Annotated in this window: 17 protein-coding genes; 7 read left to right on the top strand and 10 right to left on the bottom strand. The window is 39.8% G+C overall.

The genetic code is table 11. The features are described 5' to 3' along the window. Positions 1-29: 29 nt before the first annotated feature. Positions 30-650 carry a phosphatase PAP2-related protein gene (locus tag HDF25_RS23145; protein WP_184628779.1) on the bottom strand — a complete coding sequence of 207 codons (621 nt, stop codon included), beginning with the start codon at positions 648-650 and terminating at the stop codon, positions 30-32. 241 nt (positions 651-891) lie between these two features. Here HDF25_RS23145 and HDF25_RS23150 point away from each other — a divergent pair, with 241 nt between their 5' ends. Together HDF25_RS23150 and HDF25_RS23155 are read left to right on the top strand one after the other, a co-directional pair. Further along, the gene (locus tag HDF25_RS23150) at positions 892-1704 is read left to right on the top strand and encodes an alpha/beta fold hydrolase (protein WP_184628780.1); all 813 of its coding nucleotides are present in this window, start codon (positions 892-894) and stop codon (positions 1702-1704) included. 22 nt (positions 1705-1726) lie between these two features. Beyond that, on the top strand, positions 1727-3340 hold the full coding sequence (locus tag HDF25_RS23155) for a murein L,D-transpeptidase (protein ID WP_184628781.1): 1614 nt from the start codon (positions 1727-1729) through the stop codon (positions 3338-3340). Between the two features lie 26 nt (positions 3341-3366). Here the strand turns inward: HDF25_RS23155 and lepB are convergent, their stop codons facing one another. Continuing rightward, the gene (gene lepB / locus HDF25_RS23160) at positions 3367-4560 is read right to left on the bottom strand and encodes a signal peptidase I (RefSeq protein ID WP_184628782.1); all 1194 of its coding nucleotides are present in this window, start codon (positions 4558-4560) and stop codon (positions 3367-3369) included. Between the two features lie 162 nt (positions 4561-4722). On the opposite strand from lepB, the gene lspA reads away from it, so the two are divergent. Continuing rightward, positions 4723-5217 carry a signal peptidase II gene (gene lspA / locus HDF25_RS23165; RefSeq protein WP_184628783.1) on the top strand — a complete coding sequence of 165 codons (495 nt, stop codon included), beginning with the start codon at positions 4723-4725 and terminating at the stop codon, positions 5215-5217. Next, on the top strand, positions 5214-5879 hold the full coding sequence (locus tag HDF25_RS23170; protein WP_184628784.1) for a peptidylprolyl isomerase: 666 nt from the start codon (positions 5214-5216) through the stop codon (positions 5877-5879). Before lspA ends, HDF25_RS23170 begins: the two co-directional genes overlap by 4 nt. On the opposite strand, the gene HDF25_RS23175 is transcribed toward HDF25_RS23170, so the two are convergent. From HDF25_RS23175 to HDF25_RS23185, 3 genes are all read right to left on the bottom strand, one after another. Further along, complete coding sequence (locus tag HDF25_RS23175) at positions 5869-7140, bottom strand: ATP-binding protein (RefSeq protein WP_184628785.1); 1272 nt, start codon at positions 7138-7140, stop codon at positions 5869-5871. The genes HDF25_RS23170 and HDF25_RS23175 overlap by 11 nt on opposite strands. A 156-nt stretch (positions 7141-7296) precedes the next feature. After that, positions 7297-7677: a chorismate mutase gene (locus tag HDF25_RS23180; protein ID WP_184628786.1), complete on the bottom strand. Its 381-nt coding sequence runs from the start codon at positions 7675-7677 to the stop codon at positions 7297-7299. Positions 7678-7840: 163 nt separating this feature from the next. Next, positions 7841-8536, bottom strand: a complete 696-nt coding sequence (locus HDF25_RS23185; RefSeq protein WP_184628787.1) for an alpha/beta fold hydrolase — start codon at positions 8534-8536, stop codon at positions 7841-7843. Between the two features lie 348 nt (positions 8537-8884). Here HDF25_RS23185 and HDF25_RS23190 point away from each other — a divergent pair, with 348 nt between their 5' ends. After that, on the top strand, positions 8885-9250 hold the full coding sequence (locus HDF25_RS23190) for a response regulator transcription factor (protein WP_184628788.1): 366 nt from the start codon (positions 8885-8887) through the stop codon (positions 9248-9250). Here the strand turns inward: HDF25_RS23190 and HDF25_RS23195 are convergent. Then, a complete protein-coding gene (locus HDF25_RS23195; RefSeq protein ID WP_184628789.1) occupies positions 9219-10364 on the bottom strand; it encodes a histidine decarboxylase in 1146 nt (381 codons plus the stop codon). The genes HDF25_RS23190 and HDF25_RS23195 overlap by 32 nt on opposite strands. Positions 10365-10531: 167 nt before the next feature. Between HDF25_RS23195 and HDF25_RS23200 the strand changes: the two genes are divergently transcribed. Together HDF25_RS23200 and HDF25_RS23205 are read left to right on the top strand one after the other, a co-directional pair. Beyond that, complete coding sequence (locus tag HDF25_RS23200) at positions 10532-10996, top strand: Lrp/AsnC family transcriptional regulator (protein WP_184628790.1); 465 nt, start codon at positions 10532-10534, stop codon at positions 10994-10996. A gap of 350 nt (positions 10997-11346) precedes the next feature. Continuing rightward, positions 11347-11919, top strand: coding sequence for a multiprotein-bridging factor 1 family protein (locus HDF25_RS23205; RefSeq protein WP_184628791.1), 573 nt, complete (start codon positions 11347-11349; stop codon positions 11917-11919). Positions 11920-12013: 94 nt separating this feature from the next. On the opposite strand, the gene HDF25_RS23210 is transcribed toward HDF25_RS23205, so the two are convergent. From HDF25_RS23210 to HDF25_RS23225, 4 genes are all read right to left on the bottom strand, one after another. Next, the gene (locus tag HDF25_RS23210) at positions 12014-12157 is read right to left on the bottom strand and encodes a hypothetical protein (RefSeq protein WP_184628792.1); all 144 of its coding nucleotides are present in this window, start codon (positions 12155-12157) and stop codon (positions 12014-12016) included. Between the two features lie 245 nt (positions 12158-12402). Then, complete coding sequence (locus HDF25_RS23215; RefSeq protein ID WP_184628793.1) at positions 12403-12873, bottom strand: OsmC family protein; 471 nt, start codon at positions 12871-12873, stop codon at positions 12403-12405. Positions 12874-12953: 80 nt separating this feature from the next. Beyond that, a complete protein-coding gene (locus HDF25_RS23220) occupies positions 12954-13853 on the bottom strand; it encodes a PorP/SprF family type IX secretion system membrane protein (protein WP_184628794.1) in 900 nt (299 codons plus the stop codon). A 53-nt stretch (positions 13854-13906) separates the two neighbouring features. Beyond that, positions 13907-18661: an MBG domain-containing protein gene (locus HDF25_RS23225; protein ID WP_184628795.1), complete on the bottom strand. Its 4755-nt coding sequence runs from the start codon at positions 18659-18661 to the stop codon at positions 13907-13909. Between the last annotated feature and the right edge of the window lie 29 nt (positions 18662-18690).

Genomic DNA, 18690 nt, shown 5'->3' on the forward strand with positions numbered 1-18690 from the left:
AGAATTGGCCAAATTAAGGATTATCGCAATTATATCCTTGTAATTGTTTTCCCAAGGTACCAGAATATATAACTGAATACCGGTGCAGCCAGTACATCAGCGGTATAATGCACATGCTGGATCAGCAATAAAACACCCAATAATCCTGTGGCGATGAAAACAATCATTTTTTCCCTCTTGTTTTCAAGACAGAGACCGACCAGACACAGGGTAGCTGTATGCCCTGAAAAGAACAGATCTTTGGTGATTACATTTGATCCATAAAAGAAAATAGAGAAAGGGTCACTCAGATGTACCAGATGAAGAGGCGCATCGAGCGGGATCATAGAAATGGTTATCATTCTGGCCAGGCAAAGAAAAATATACCCCCACAATGCGGTAATACACATAGACGAATTTCTGATTATTCTCCAGATGAAAAAACCGGTTGCCGGATAAAGGATCAGAAATATCAGATGAGAGACATCGTAGGCTGGTAAACGGCTCAATACCCAGTCATTCATCAGCACTCCGTTCCTGGCCTGTATAAACAAGAAAAAATCCTGCAAAAAGAACAATACCAGGCTCATCACAATGATTCCTAAAATGAATTTTACACGGAAAGCCGGATATTCCCAGGCAAACTGCCAGGTCAGTTGTTTGGACTGCATTAAATATTGGTCAGGTTAGATTTTGTCGCAACAAATATAATATTACTTTTCCTGCCTTTATCTTTTTGAGTCAAAATTGTTGAAACCATCATAAGCATACCGCTTAAAAACTTAATGAATATGCTTATGATAGCTTCATCACCGATAAAAAACAATAGACATATTGATGAAAATATGATTAAAAATGAGGAATAGAAATGTTTTATCCCAATATTTGAATAATATACTATATAAAAACATCATGCATATTAAGAACCTGTTCCTCTATTTTTGCTGTGTCTTAACCCCTCTGCTTGGTTCCTGTCAGGATAAAACAATAGCATATGGCAATAATGACAAGGCAGGAAAATACTTTAACATCAGAGGTTTTAAGATGTACTATGAGGTCTATGGCTCCGGGAAGCCATTATTAATGATTCATGGTAATGGTGGTGACATCAGCTCTTTTACACAGAACATCCCCTATTTTTCAAAAAAATACAAAGTAATCGTTGCCGACAGCCGGGCCCATGGCAAATCTGAGGATACCCGCGACTCATTAAGTTTTGAGATGATGGCAGATGATTATTCAGCACTGCTGGATTCCATGCATATAGATTCAACTTATATCATCGGATGGAGCGACGGAGGTATTAATGCCCTGCTGATGGCAATGAGACATCCCGCTAAAGTCATCAGACTTGCTTCTACCGGAGCTAATCTCTGGCCCGACTCTACCGCACTGAGCCCTGCCCTCTGGAAATCTGAATATGAGACCTTCCGGTCCGGTAAAGAAAAGACATTTAAAACCGCGAAAGAAAAGAATGACTGGAAAATATTTTTACTCGACTGGAAAGAGCCTCATATCCCATTGAGCGCCTTACATCAGATTAAATGCCCCGTACTGATTATTGGCGGTGACCATGACCTGATCAATACTGAACATACCGTATTAATTTCACAACATATCCCTAATGCACAATTGTGGATATTACCCAAATCCGGTCATGCCACCCTGATTGAACATAAAGACGAGTTTAACCGCAAAGTAGACGAATTTTTCCAGGCCCCCTAGCCTCTTACCTACACCTATCTCTATGAAATTAAAACACTACTTACGACCTTTCCTGTTACTGCTGCTAACTTCCCTGTTTTTTGTACAATGCAAACAGAAAGAAGTGAAAAAAGTTGCCCGGGACACTACAATCACACCAAAAAATGCGGTCACCAAATTATATATCGACAGTCTGGAACTGGAACAATATATCAACAGTGCCCAGTTAGAGGATAGCACTGCCACAAGGCTGAGAAATTTTTACAACAGCAGGAACTTCCAGTTTGCCTGGTTAACAGAAAACGGACTGGCAGAACAGGCCAGGGTATTCTATGAGTTAGATAAAAGTTATATCTCCGTTTCCAGGGATAGTACAAAAACTGACCAGATGTTGCATACCAGATTAAGTGATTTAATCAGCAAAGACACTGTAATTCACACCGTGAACCGCTCATTGATTAAACTGGAGTTGCAACTGACCCAACACTTTTTCAATTTTGTCACTTATGCCTATGCCGGAAAAGTAGACCCGGCTGCCTTGCAGTGGTATATTCCGAGAAAAAAGATTGATGCCGTTGCGCTTCTGGATTCACTGGTTGCCAAAAAAGGAAAAGAGCTCGAAGAATGGGAGCCTGTAAACAGCTATTACAGAACTCTGAATAAAGAACTTCTGCGTTGGTACAACATCCAGAAAAGAGGTGCCTGGCCATCCATCAGCCTTAACGATCTTAAAATGGTAAAACAAGGCGATTCAGGATCAGTAATTGTACAGCTTAAAAAAAGACTGGCCGATTTCGGCGATATTAATCCCGGAGATACTACTTCTTATTTCACGGATTCTTTAACCATCGCCATTAAAAAAGCACAGTCGCAGTTTGGCCAGAACCAAAGCGGCAAACCAGACCGCATGTTAATAGCGGCCCTCAATGCACCCATAGAATCCCGCATCCAGCAAATGCTGATTAATCTCGAAAGAATGCGCTGGTCACCTTTAATGCCTGATGGAAAACTGATCCTGGTCAATATCCCGGAATATAAACTACACGTTTTCGAAGCTAAAAAAGAAGTCCTTAGTATGGGGATCGTTGTCGGAAAAGCAGCCAATAAGACTGTGATTTTCAGTAATAATCTGAAAAACATTGTCTTTAGCCCTTACTGGAACATTCCTCCAAGTATTGTACGTGATGAAATCTTACCTGGGATGCGTAAAAACAGAAATTTCCTGGCGCAAAAAAACATGGAACAATATGGATTCAGTGACGGTCTTCCGCTGATCCGTCAAAAACCAGGAAACACAAACTCTCTGGGACGTGTCAAGTTCCTGTTTCCAAACAGCTATAACATTTATCTGCATGATACTCCGGCCAAAGCCCTGTTTGCAGAAAACCAGCGTGCATTCAGTCATGGCTGTATCCGTCTGGCAAAACCAAAGGCACTGGCCGAGTATCTGCTGGCAGACAGGCCGGAATGGACATCTGATAAAATTGATCAGGCGATGAATGCTAAAAAAGAAATCTGGGTAACCATGAAACAACCAGTCCCTGTAATCATTGCCTATTTCACCAGCTGGGTCGATAAAAATGGCATGGTCAATTTCAGAGATGATATTTATGGTCACGACCAGAAGATGGCGCAACAAATGTTCAGTACAAAATAACCAAACAAGTTATTCTTAAGATTATCCTAACGGATAATCTTAAGAATTCTGTTCCAGCGAATTTTATGGAAAAAAGAAGCGTTCTTATCATAGCTCATCCATACAAACAAAGCTTTACCCACTATATGATCTTCAGGAACCAGTCCCCAATAGCGCGAGTCTGACGACCGGTGACGGTTATCTCCCATCATCCAGTAATAGTTCATTTTAAAAGTATAACTATCAGCAGGTTTTCCATTAATCAGCCAGCCATTTCCATTTTTCAAAAGGGTATTTCCTTCATATATACGGATAGCACGCTCATAAAGAGGCATAGAAACGCTATCCAACTTGACGGTCAGCCCCTTTTTAGGGACAATAAACGACCCCATATTATCCATATTCCATTTTCTGTTTGGATCATGCGGATAAATATCAAGGTCCTGAAGATCTTTCGGAGCAGCCATTTCATTGACTGATACGACAAAATCCAGTGCTTTTACCTTTTTCATCATCTCAGGAGAGCCAGTAAACTGGTAACTACTGTCAGAAACGGCGTGAATATCATCATTGATCACAAAACCAAGTTCCTCAAATACCGAAAAATTCACATCCTGAGTTTTGAATCTAACGATATAATCAGTCTGCCCCGCATTTTCAAGAGGTACAGCCTTATTGTTTACATAAACCAGCCCCTGCCTGATCGCCATTTCATCTCCACTTATAGCGATACAACGTTTAATAAAATTCTCCCGTTTATCTACCGGACGGGAAGCTATCGTATATTGTGCATGTACTGCCGCCCTGCCCGAATGCCGCACCAGCTCATAATAATCAGCATCCTGATTTTCCATAGCAGTCGTATCTCCCTGCGGATAATTAAAAACAACTACATCATTCCTTTGAATTCTCCCTAAACCAGGTAGCCTCCTGTATTTCCATTCAATCCCATCCCAATAAGCTTTTGTACCGATTATGGGCATCGTATGATGTGCAAAAGGGAAAGCTACCGGTGTCATCGGGATACGGGCCCCGTAATTGACTTTACTGACAAAAAGATAATCTCCGATCAGTAACGATTTCTCCATTGAACCCGATGGGATTACATAAGCCTCAATAAAAAACATCCGGATGATTGTAGCTGCAATAACAGCAAAAATAACCGCGTCTGTCCATTCACGCCTTTTAGATTTTTTCTGTACAGGAGTCCCATCCTGATTTTCCTTCTTTTTAAACCACATCTGCAAAATTTTAAAATTAGATGATAACCCATATTTATTGTTACAGTATCACAAAATGCAATACCAGGAATTAAAAGACCTTTAAATTTGAGATTATAAACTAAAGCGGTTATGTTTATGGCCGAAATCACCTTTCAGATGAAAAGCGATAGATATAAACAGATGAATCCAATTTTAAGAAACATAGCTATTATATTACTCGTGCTGGCAAATGCAGGTTGTGATCAGCTGACTAAAAATGTAGCCCGTCAAAATATCGCTTACCACGAAACGATCAATGTGATTGGCAATCATCTGATATTAACCAAAGTTGAAAATTCAGGGGCTTTCCTCAGCACAGGAGATTCACTCGGCGACTCTGTAAAGTTTATCGTATTATCTTTACTGCCCCTGCTCGCACTTTTTTATGGGATTTACTATTTACTGAGAAATAACCAGTTGAATAACCTAATGGTCCTGGGCGTTTGTTTTGTAATCGGTGGCGGATTTGGAAACCTGTACGACCGCTTGCTTTACGGATCAGTTACAGATTTTCTCCATATAGATTTTTATATCTTAAAAACCGGTATCTTTAATCTGGCCGATGTATCTATTATGATCGGCATGATCATCCTGGTGATACACTTATACGTTAAACGTGCAATTCAGCTTACATGAGACTATTAACCCTGACTACCTGTTTCTGCCTGCTGTTTGGTGCAGCAAAAGCACAAACTTATTTTGTACGGCTGACTACGACCAAAGGCAATATCACCATTATGCTTTATGATCAGACCCCTGCACACCGGGATAATTTGATCAGACTGGTTAGGAAAGGTCTCTTTAAAGATACTCAGTTCAACAGGGTCATTAAAAATTTTGTCAGCCAGGGAGGCGAACTCGATGATACGATTCTGGACAGAGAAAAACTTCATCCCGAAATACCCGTAGAGCGGCTCGCTGCCGAGATCAAACCAGAACTTTTTCATAAAAAAGGAGCTTTAGGTGCCGGAAGGAATGATAACCCCGAAAAGAGCTCTTATCTGGATCAGGTTTATCTCGTAGCCGGAACCCTGCAAACCGATGCCTCGCTGGATGCACTCGAGGCAAAAAAGGGAATTAAATTTACTGCTGCACAGCGTGAGATTTATAAAACAGTGGGTGGTACCCCACGTCTGGATCAGGATTATACTATATTCGGGGAAATTATAGAAGGGATGGAGGTCGCAGATGAAATTAACAATGTCCCTACAGACAAAAATGATCACCCTTTATCCACAGTAGACTTTAAAATCAGTATTTTGAGTCAGAAAGAAAGCAGACACTATCTTAAACACTGATCTTAAGGTTTAATAATTCGGTCAGTTCTTCTCTTTCTTCTTCTTCAAGATCTATGATACTTTCAAAAAGGGCCAGTAACTGCCCCCGCTGATCAGATAAAAGTAGCGCATCCAGCAAAGCTACATAAGTCTTTTTCTGATCTATACTTAGATTACTGAACAGCTTAGGCTGGATCTCATATAAAGCTTTTAGTGTGTCCAGCAAGTTTTTTCGGCGTTCAGGGGCCTGATGTGCTAAAGCAAATATCCCTTCTTTCTCATAACGCTCCAGCAATTTTCCGGAATATTCCTTCAGGAAAAACTTTCTTTTTACCCTGAGCAGCTCATTCACCTTTTTACTCAGTAATTTGTATTCAGGTGAAGATTTTGAACGGTTATATAACTTTACCTGAGTATCGAATTCAGAACCACTAAAATCAAAGTCAGTAAAAAACTCACTTTCTATATAGACACTGTGAAAATATTCATCAGCTTTTTTATTCAGTGTAGTATATTCCTTGTATTTCTCCTCTCCTCTCTCATTTACATAATAAACCTTTGAGAGTTCTTTATGCAAAGATTCCTTCCATTGTACAAATTTGAGTTTAAATACAACCTGTGTACGCTCATCTTTTAACAGAATGTCTTCTTCGTAATACTGGATATTATCGGTATAATCAAGCGGGATACCATTTACTATAATTGTATAATTTCTTTTCTTATTCAACTCGAGGAACCAGCAAAACTCTGCCTTCAGAAAAGGGATGATTTCCTGTTCCATACTCTCTTCCAGAATCTTGATATTGGAAAAAAGGACCCTTGTACCAGTTTTATCACTTAGTGGAATATCCAGTAAACCGGCCTGATAGTTATTCAGTGCCGATACCCCAATCCTGATTCTTCCGCTTTTCAGCTGATTATTATGCAAAAAGGTAGTTTGCCATTCGGCATCATTGGCAAATTTGAAAAAGGTTAACCGTCCCACGCCATTTTTTCCGTGCATGACAGATCTGTTCCTGTTTGCGGCTAATTGCAGTGCCTTTTCCGACTCATAAAAAGGATCGAATTTGACCTTAAGATTTTTAAAGTTTATCCCATAGCCATTATCGTAGATCTCCAGCCTGTCCATGAAGCCCAGCTCATTTGCAGTATAATTGATCTCCACGGTATCAGCATTGGCATCAAAACCATTCCATATATATTCAGCAAGAGCCTGCTTTTCGTTGTAATTCCGTAAAACCTTTTGGATGCCGCTGGAGGTGATATTTACGTTGTTTGCCATAGAACGGAAGGATATAATAGTTCCCCAAAACTAAGCAATAATTTGAATTATATAATTTTAAAGATCGGGATCGGCGTTTTCTTGCCCAAAAACGCATAAAAATTACACTGTCACGATCAAATAATTCAAAAGTGGTGACATCATTTAGCTAAGAATTTAGTTGGACGCTTTAATTTCTTCCTCCATTCTCAGGCTTTCCTTATGAATCGCATTCATCATCTCTGTCACAAAAACAGCCGACAATCCTTCTTTTTTACCCGATTCAATACTCTTCTCCAAAACCTGCTTAAAACGGTCCGCCTGTAATGGGGCAATATTATTTTTTGCCTTATAAACACCAATTTCCCTGACAGCTCTTTCCCTTTCGCCAATCAGTTCCATCAATTTCTTATCCAGAGAATCGATTTTCTTCCTGTTGATCTGAAGTATATTCATCTTATCTTCTGGATTCCGGACACTTCCGGATTGCGCAAGAACAACCGTATGACTGAACAGACCTGCTAAAAATAAAAAAAGGATCCTGGTATATAATTTCATAACATTTAAAATAAGGACAGATTAATAATTCAAACTTATCAAATACCAAAGAATAAAAAAAATTACACCTCCACACAATAAAGCTTAATTATAAGCGTCTTTGTATATGAGAGCGTTAATTTAGATAGCGGGGATGAGTCGGAGGGCTTATCCCCGTTTCTTTTTACAAGCCTTTGATAATGGTTCTCGACACATGAGGAATATCATCGTCAAAACGGTGAGAACCCGGAATGACAACCTTGTGTAGTTTATCAGTAGCTTTCAAAGCTTTATAAAAATCACTTTCCTCATCTTTACCAAAGATACACCAGACTGGAACTACAGACTTTGACAACTCCGGCATGACTTTATATTTCTCCTTATCAGTAGAACCAAAATTCAGCATGTTCTTCAATTTCACAACATAGCCCGTTGAAAATCCAGGGGAAAGCAGGACCAGCGAGTTCAGTTTTTCAGCCAGATTTCCTGGTAAACGGGATGGTACAAATGCGGCAACATCCGCCCCAAAAGAATAACCAATCATAGAAAAAGACTCTTTACCCCATGCTTTCAGATAGGAAGTTAAAATAAGCTGCATATCCCTGGCAAAATGTTCGGGAGTCCTCTGGTTCCAGAAGTATTTACGGGTATCCAATGCAACGACAGCATATCCGCTTTTCACCAGTTCTTTAACAGTTCCTTCAGAAAACTTATTCCAGCCACCATCCCCTGTTAAGAAAACCAATAGTGGTTTAGCCGAACGGACATAATGTATATGTAAAGGGTATTCTGATAGTTCGCGTGGGATTTGGGCATTAACGTTCGTCAGACCTGTGGCCATGAAGAGCATAACGGCGCTTAATATGGTGGTTAGTTTCATCGTGCCGCAATTTACAGAAAAGCAATCTAATCGCACCAATATGTGATCACAATCATTTTTCAGGCCGGTGGACAGTTTTATATTTGAAAAGATAATTTATTCAAACGCTGGTGGATGCCGGTTAGTTATAAGGGGGTTTTACCGGGAAGTTCAGCCCCCTTCCTAAGCTTTATCCGATTGGGCTTTACCAAAATATAACATTTAAATGAAGATAAATTTGTCTTTTATTATCCAAACCCCTGAATTTGGTACAGGGTTTGCCCATAGTTCTCATAGGAGATATATTTTTATCTGGTAACCTTCATGAAGATAAAAACCAGCTTATATCTATTAGAAACCTATTGAGAAATGATAAAGCAAATTTATGTTGTCGAAGATGATCAGGATATCAGACAGATCATAGAAATCATTCTGGAAGACGAAGGGTATAAGGTCAGACTTTTTCCTGATATTTCTTCCTTCCACGCAGCCAAAGCAGACACTATCCCCGATTTATATTTACTGGATGTTATGTTACCCGATGGCAATGGCCTCGACTTATGTAAAGAAATAAGGACATCACAACAAACGAAAGATATACCGATTATTGTGATGTCTGCGCATGCCAGAGAAGAAGCTATCTTTAAACAGTGTAATCCGAATGATTTTATCAGTAAACCATTTGATTTGAATGATATCCTCTTTAAAATAAAGAAGCAGATAATGCTACATTAGTTTCCGCTATTTCTTCAACCAGTCTGTCAATCTGATCTTTGGTTACATTAGGCATACATATAATGTGACACCAGCCATTTTCCATGGCCAGTTGCCATTTGATCCGGACATTCATCGCCGGTTCAGGCAGGTTTACAGTAATAGAATCCGGGTTCCTCCAGGCATTGACCCCAATCTCCTTTAATCTCATTTCTGCATAAGCTGCTACTTCCAGACTATGTAAGGCTCTTTTTTTAAACCCATCGAGTCCCAGGCATTTGATCATGTACCACAAAAATAATGGCGTATGACCATTTCTTGAACCCGTTATGGTGGTATCCATACTTCCTGTATAAGAAACAGAGCGTGCAATCCGGTCCCTGTTGTTCTTTTTAACCACTACTACCCCACAAGGAATCGGCGAACCGATAAACTTATGACCACTAATTGCAATACTATCCGCTCCGTCAGCAAAATCAAATGCCGGACGCGGTTCTATAAAAGCACTGTAACTTCCCGAAAGGGCACCATCTGCATGAATATAATAATGCTGGATGGCCAGATCCTGTAAAATACCTTTGATTTTACTGACATCATCCCGTGCTTCGGTCATCGTCGTACCTATGTTGGCAAAAATAATGACCGGCATATGCCTGTTCATTTTGATAGTATCCCTCAGATCTTCATAATCTATTTCACCGCTCGGCTGTGTACGGATAACGATATTAGGCATATTCAGCAGATGAAGGTTTTTCTGCACACTGTAGTGTGTAGCCTGCGAAAAGTACACCATCCCTTTCGGATGAATTTCTCTGGCCAGATATAACCCATATAAATTACCTTCAGAACCACCGTTGGTCACATAACCCCACCAGTTATTTACCGGTGCCCTGAAAAGTTCAGCAAAAAACTGCAGCACTTCCCTTTCCATTTCACGTGTACCTATGTTATAGGTAGAAGGGACAAAAGGATCTCCAAGATTGTTGATGGGAAAATTCAGAAAATCCGCCAGTTTAGCGTAATCAAAATCCTTTGATACCGGGTACCCAAGCATCAGTTCCGAGTCGGCAGTTAATCTTTCCATTAATTCCTTCAGTCTCCCTGCGTTTTCCGGGGAGAGGATATACTGTTCCATCTTACAAATACAATTAGTTTAAATGATATGTAAAATAAGTAATCTTAAATTTATGAAACTATTATTTGGCATAAATTAGAAAACAAACACTATTATACTGATATTTACAGTTTTTATAAACCTTTTGATAGGCTTATAATTAATTCATACAGTATAAAAAAACTATCATGGAACCATTTGATGCAATTGACAGGAAGATTTTAAAGGTTTTACAGGAAGATGCACGTTTAAATACCAAACAAATTGCCGGTAAAATCGGGTTAACAGTTACCCCAACTTATGAACGGCTAAAAAAAATAGAACAGACGGGGGTTGTCAAAGATTATGTGGCTTTACTGGACCGGGATAAGATTGGCAAGACGATCGTTGCTTTTATTAATGTTTCGCTGCAACTGCATTCCAAACCATTAATTACTGTATTTGAGAAGGCGATTACTAAAGTTCCCGAAGTGATGGAATGTTTTCACGTCGCCGGTAATTTCGACTATCTGCTCAAAGTAGTCGTTAACGATATGAACAGTTATCAGAATTTTCTTTCCAACAAACTCGCTACCATAGAAAATATTGCACATGTGCAGAGTTCATTTGTAATGACAGAAATCAAACATCAGACTGCCTATGTACTTGATTAAAAAATATGGAAGCCAGCAGACCTTCGAGTATTAACCTGTCTGTTTCAGGTCTGCTGATATCCCCGTTTCTAATCCGGCGGTTCTTTAATCAGTCGGTTGGAATGAACAATTGATTTTCGCATGTTTATTGATGTGTATAATAAAAGATTTAAACGGGCTCTTATTATACAGTAACAGAAGAACGGCCAATCTCCCATGCTAAATTGAATTTCACATATATAACTGTAACCACTTACAATCAGGAAATTACAACTGAATCGCTGGTGTAATTAATATTTAGTGTATATATTATGCTTTATAAAAAATAAACATTTATAATTAAACATTTTTTTACATAAAAATAACACAATGTGTATCTAAAGATAATTAATAATGTACAACTTGCAGACGTGGCAGAGAACGATAAAAGCGCATTAAAAGAATACGGTAAACGGGTTAGGACCTTTAGAAAAGAAGCAAATATTTCGCAGGAAGCATTAGCTACCTTTGCACAGTTGTATCAATCCTATATTGCCTCCATAGAAAAAGGAGATATTAATATAGGAATACTTGCACAGGAAACGCTGAGTAATACATTTGGGGTAAAACATTATCAGTTGTCTGATCCTGATTTCCCTATTCCTCCCAAAAATGTTTTAAGGGAAAACATCAGACGGTATATCGCCTCTAAAAACATTGATCCTGCCTGTTTAAAAGATAAAATGCCTAACCATGTCAGGCACATGAACGATTTATTGAAAACTGGTTTTCTCAATGAAGCACGGACAAGTAAACAGATCGCTGAAAAATACAAAAATGAATATGAGCTGGAAATCTCACCAACCCGTATAACTGAAATATTGAGAAAAGGGCCGGGAAGCAACAACATTGAAATTATCAGGCCTTTGAACGGGAAACAGAACAAGTATAAATTAAAACAATAAGAGCCTGTTAAAAAATCAGCTGATCAGTTCAGGCTCTTAAATAGAGCTCCTTCGCCTTTTCGATGGGCAGAAATTACTGCCATTAACAAAATGGTTAGCCTTTTTCTGTTAATTTCTTTCGGTTTAAAAGCTCCTTTATAGCTTCCACATCTTTAGAAAGAATGTCAACTATGGTTTTGACAACCTCAGGTTCTTTAACAAGTGTACTCTCCGTTTTTTCTGCCGTTTTTTGTTTCATGATGAATGAATGGTCTCATTTAAATGACTCGGAATTATTATCTAATGCGGCAAATATAATAAAATACGATCTCCACTAGTTGTTTTATTTTCAATTACTTAACCAAAAATCTAAAAAGAATAACCTGAAAAATACATTTTCTTTGTTTAAGTGTATTTTTCACACAATTTGTTATTTTTTATCGCTTAATCAGATAAGTAATAATCTTGTTGCAGAACTTAATCATCCCCTGCAAATGCCGGCCATTACACAGATTTTGCCAGGGGCCGGTGACTAACAGGAAAATTGCAGGAATTAGCAATAAAACACATTTGATTGGCTTGCGTATGAAGTTCGTTTGCCTTTGCAATCATTTCTTCCCTGAGTACAGTTACCAAAGGATTCAAAACGACTGCTGTAAACCTTCCGCTTCCACTTTCGTCCTCTTCCATTGTACCTTCTGCCTGATCAGTATAACCAGTAACAATTACTCCATTCACTGTACATAGATGAAGATACCAGAGCATATGACAGGAAGATAAAGAAGACAAGAACAATTCTTCCGGATTATACCTTGTCGGATCGCCTAAAAATGATGGATCTGAAGATGCAGGAATATGGATCTGTTTATGCTCAACTGAGATCATATGATCCCGGCTATACCCTTTATAACTGGTCGTTCCATGACCAGTATTACCCGTCCATTCAATTGTTGTAAGATATTGATGCTGCTTCATTCTGTTATTAAAGATATTTAAGGGCCTGGTAGATCAAGCCCTTAAATATAAAAAGAATCAGCCGTCCTTAAGCTAAAGGCTTAAAGTAATTTAGGTTGCGCGGCCTTTTTGCCAAAACGTAACCCTACAGCAACCTCGTGAGTTCCTTTACTGATCCTTCCAAGATTAGAACTACCAAACCCTGTCTGATAACTGTATCCAAATTTGATATTATTATTCAGGATAACGGATAATATGCCTGCAATCTCGTCCGTGGTCCTGTAATTTACCCCAAATCCAAACCTGTCTTTCAGGTAAACTGTGGCTGACACATCAGCCTGAGTATCAAAAGTCCTTGCATAAGCAACCATAGTCGCTGGCTTTAGCTTCACCTCCTCATTCAATGTAAAAAGATAGGCCCCGCTAAAATAATAGGTATTACTATAATTTCTCTTTTCTTCAGCAGATGCTGTACCAAGACTGCGAAAACTTAATCGTGGTAATGAAGCGCCAATGTAATACTTTTCCGGGCTATACAACATAACACCCAACCCTGCTGTCCCAACCGTTTCCCGGATATCATTGCGAAAACTGATATCATGCGGGTCAACTTCCGAATAACTTGCTATATAATTTCTGAAACCCGCACTGACAGAAGCTGCGAGAAAATTACCCTCAGAAAGCTGTACTGATTTAGCAAAAAACGCAGAAACCTCCGTCAGTTTTTCAATATTGAATTTATCATAAGTCAATGATAATCCTGCCGCACCATTTATCTTCTCCAATGGCAGACTTCCATTTAACTGAAAAGTATATGGAGCACCTTCTATTCCCGCCCATTGTTTTCTGCTGTTCAGATTTACTGATCCGGCTTTATCTAATAAAGAATAAGCTGTATTAAAAGGAATCTGGTTATCATGGTATTGATTAAATGAACCGGACTGCTGGGCCTGACTGATATGCACCATCAGGATCATTGCAATAATTAAAAAGAATTTCATAGCTATATTTTATATTTTGATGAGGCCGGAATCTGGTCCCGGCCTGTTTAGAATTAGTATTTAAGGATAAAATAACCCGTTTTGCTTTTCACCTTGCTGTCTGTCTGATATTCTATCAGGCAGAAATAAGTTCCTTGTGGTAAAGCTTCCCCGGATTTTGATTTCCCCACAAAAACATGCTGATCATTATCGTATCCTTCCACATCGAATACTTTAAGACCATTACGATTAATGATAGTCACTTTATTCAGCGGAAAATCTTTAATACCGTCTATCGAAAGAAATTCGTTTACTCCGTCTCCATTAATTGACAAAGCCGGATGAACCCTCAACCCATCCCCTATTGCATCTGCTATCTGAACATCCTGTACGGAAAACTCTGCGGCTGCATAACGATCATTACCTAACTGAACAGCAGTGATTTGTGTTTTACCAATTCTTAATCCTTTAAGATCGTTCCCGGTCAGGGAAACAAGATCAGGATTTGCCACCTTAAACGTAACCGGCAGACCAGCACTTGAAACTGCTTTCAAACTATAAACACCGTTGAGCTGAAGAACCGGTATACTTTCAAAAGTAATCGTCTGTGCAACTTTGCTAACCAGGAGCAGACGAGTAGCACTTGGTGTTGTTGCATAATTTGGATTAGCCGGAGCAGTAGCCGTTATGAATACATTTCCGACACCCGTCAGATGTATTTTATTATCCTTAATAATAGCTACAGCCGGGTCGGCACTACTCAATACCGGCGTTTCTCCACTTGTCAGTGTTACATTAGGTACAAAATCAGTATCGCCAACAAATTTTGAAGCGATCGGATCAAACGTTATCGTTCTGGTTGTAGAGGTAATGGTTAAATTTCCGCTGATATAGTTAAAACTATAATTACCGGCCGAAGCACCGGATAGGATAATCGGATATACACCAGCTGGCGAATTTTGTACCGCAAGCGTAGAAGCCAGAGGAGGGTTCTGTATCACATTTTGCCCCTCAGCATTTACAAAACCACTGTATTTAAAAGTTAAAACTGGGTTATCAGCACCAAATATTCTTGTTTTATGATCGGCAGTTACTGTTAATACAGCTTTATCAACAGCTAAAATTCCGGTTTCATAACTAAACGTATAATTTTGAGCAGAAGCAGAATTGCCCGAAATACTATAGGTCCCCGCAGGAGATAATGGGTTCGCTGTCGTAGTCAGCAAAGCTGGTGCAGCTATAGCAGTAACCAAAGTTTCTCCATTTACAAAACCATCATAAGTTGCGGTTAAGACAGGGTTTGATTGTCCGTACAATCTCGTTTTATTATCCGCCCGTACAATCAGCATCCTTTTATTAACAATCAGGGATTTACTAACCACAACAGCAGTAAAACCGGTTGTAGCTGCAAAAGACGCTGTAATATTTACAGTCCCCGATCCTACAATTTTCACTCTTCCGTTCTCAATTACAGCAACTGTCAGATTATCTGAAGCATAAGTTGGCTGTAATCCCGAATCAGCAGTAACAGCAGGATTAAAACTGGCATCTCCATAACTCACTACCGGCAAATCAGGATAAACGACTGATGGTACACTTTTAATGGACAACTGTCCGGCTATATAACTAATGGTATAATTAGACGCAGTTGCCGCACTCACATTAATCGGATAAATCCCTTTTCCTGAACCGGCCGTTGCTGTCGTCACTACAACAGGTTTGTCAATTAAAACAGAAGATTGATCACCGTTGACAAAACCAGTATAAGTAATAGTAAATACAGGATCAGGTTGCCCCACTCCTCTTTCAGCATTGTCAGCTTTAATAGTTAAAGCTGCAGGTGTCACATTAAAAGTGCCAGGTAAATAACTGACTATATAATTTGAAGTTACTGTTAAACCTGAAACATTAACCGGATAGATCCCCACCCCTGAGGACCTGGTTACTGTAGTGGAAACCACTGTCTTCAGATTTAAATCAATTGCATTATCCTGTGAGGCAAGCCCAGTATATGATAATATAAGTTCTGGAATTTCCTGACCATACGACTTGGCCACATCAATGACTTTGACCGTAAGTGGCGTTTTTGTAACTGTCAGTACCCCTTGCTGATAACTGAATCTATAATTTGAAGCCACAGCTCCGGTCACACTGATGGGATAGATGCCCGCATTCGTGTTTATGCTTGCAGTGGTTGAAACCTGAGGTTTAACACTTAAAACATTTTCAGTTTCACCATAAGCCAGCCCGGCATAACTTACCGTCAGTAAAGGATTTGTCTGATTATACCCTCTGGTCTGCGGATTCGCAGTAATTGTAACTGGTTTCTGATCCACTTTCAGTATTGCCGTTCCAATAATCCCCGGACCAAAAGTAGCAGTGACTACTGTTGTACCGGTTCCTTTGATTTCCAGTAAGCCTGTAGCGTTCACTATAGCTACTGCAGGATTTGCAACTGAATATATCGGTTCTTTCCCTAAACTCATTGCTGCCGGATCGAAGGCAGCGTCCCCATAGGTCTTATTCATTGATGCAAAAGCAATATTTCCTTCCGTCAACCTTCCATTCACAAAAGTGATTGTATAATCGGTTGAACTCAAACCTGAAGGAACAATCAGGAAATCATTTCCATCAGCCTGTTTGGTAAATACAAGTGCACCTGATAACTTACTGACATCGTCCTGATTAACAAAACCTTCAAAGCGGGCAGTAAAAACAGGATCGGCCTGTCCCGTCAGTTTAGATTTATTGTCAGCAATTACACTTAAAGCTATTTTCGAAACACTAATATGCTGACTAAGGAGACCAGGTCCAAAAACCCCGTCTTCTGTTTGTGAAGCCGTTATATCTGCTTCGCCTGCACCTATTACTTTAACTACCCATTCACCCGCTGCATTTTTTTCTACAAGGGCTACATTAGGGTTACTGCTATTGAAAATGATTTCATTTGTCGAATTACTGGTCACCTGAAAGGCCAGAGGCTGGCTTCCATAGACTGCTGAGACAGGGAAGCCTGAAAAAGTAATCACCTGTTCTTTTTTAGACTCTACGGTAAGTTTCCCTTTGACCGGATTAAAGCTATACTGATCCGAACCTAAACCTGATACATCTACATTAATATCATATATACCTGCCGGAGATGCTGCATCAGCCTGTATGGTTAACACAGGAGCACCAGTGATTACTGTGGCATCATCCGAATTTTTAAACACACCATAAGTGAACGTTGCAGCCGGATTCAAACTGCCTTGTGTTTTAATCTTATCCGCTGCAATGACATCCAGTACAGCTTTCGCAATAGTCAGTGTACTGGTTACCTCGGTAGCCGGAGCATAATTTGCGCCTCCGGCCTGATTAGCCCTTATGACCACTGTTCCAGATTTCCGGAGCATTACCTGGTTACCATTTTCAACCGATGCAATTGCCGGATTATCTGAAGTATAAATAACAGGATTACCACTAGCACCGCCTGTAGCAGTCAGAACGATATTTGCATCTCCATAAACTTTTGTAAATGTTGCCGGGAGACCAGCAATAGTTTGTGCAGTGGCTGTTACCGTTATACTTTTAGTTGCGGTTCCCGCATCTGTAACTATATTTCCAGGTTCTGTAACTGTAATTACAGCAGTCCCTCCACCTATTATTTTCACCTTGCTTCCATTCAATTCCAGAATTCCGGCTGGGGCAACTGTATATTGAAAGGCACTTAATCCGGCAGTACTACTGGCCGTAAGTGTGAAATCGGGGTCTCCTACTTTAAATGTAGCTGGAAAAGTGTTTGTAAAAGTAACCTGCTGAGGCGATTTCGGCATTGCCAGTGTAACCTTGCTACCATCAAGTACAATTGAAACAGTTCCGGCCGCATTACCACCAAGCCTGGTCTGAACAGTTGAAACAGTCTGACCAGAATTGGCCCCATCTGGCCATACACCATCTGAAGAAATATTATATCCTGTGATTGATCCGTCTGTTAAACTACGCTGTTCAATACGCCGGATACCATTTGCATCCGTATTCACCAACATAGTTCCCCATGTGCCGTTAACTCCATTCACATGATTGAAATAAAATGCCGCCAATCCCGATACTCCGCTCGCTGCGGCGCTGGAAACCCCGTCATTTTCAATAAAAGTCCCTGCAACCGGTCTTCCGGTCCCCGCTTCATTATCATATAAAAACACAAAGTTCTTCGCTATTCCGCCAGCTGCTGGTGTACTTCGTATAGCCGTTGCAAATTTCGGGTCATCTTCCTCATTATCCTTTGCAGCAACCCCAAGTACTTTTAGCGGCTGGTCTTCTGGTGAGTGAACCATATAAGCAATTGCTGCGGGATCTGCTCCTTCAGGATCATTGAGAGATACTCTCAGAAAAACTTCACCTATAGTTCCTTTAACAGTTTCCTGTATAAACCAACCAGCATAAGTTCCACTTGCATCAGCAGTCAGCACTCCATAATCCGAGCTGAGTTTGCCTAATTCTGAAGAACCATTGGTATCATCAGTAGTAATCGGAGGCATAAAAAAGTCACCTGAACTATAGCCCGGGGTTCCTGGTTTCACATTCACAGGGGGAAGAATAAACATGTATTTTGGAGAGGTTGTTGTCCCAAGCACATCATTGACAATCTTATTCTCATACCGGTAAGTTTTACCTGCTTTCAGCCCGGTTATTCTGGCCCTGTATACATAAGGAATACCAGCTCTGAGTTCACCACGGGACCCCGTACTTCCCTCAATATATTTAGGAAAAATAAGCATTTCCAGCTTGGGGACCTGTCCTGATACTTGTATCGAAAACAAAGTCAATATAAATAGTAAAAGTCTTTTCATCAGTAAGTATTGTTTTTTCGGTATATAAA

The sequence above is a fragment of the Pedobacter cryoconitis genome, assembly GCF_014207135.1.
GTDB lineage: Bacteria > Bacteroidota > Bacteroidia > Sphingobacteriales > Sphingobacteriaceae > Pedobacter > Pedobacter cryoconitis_D.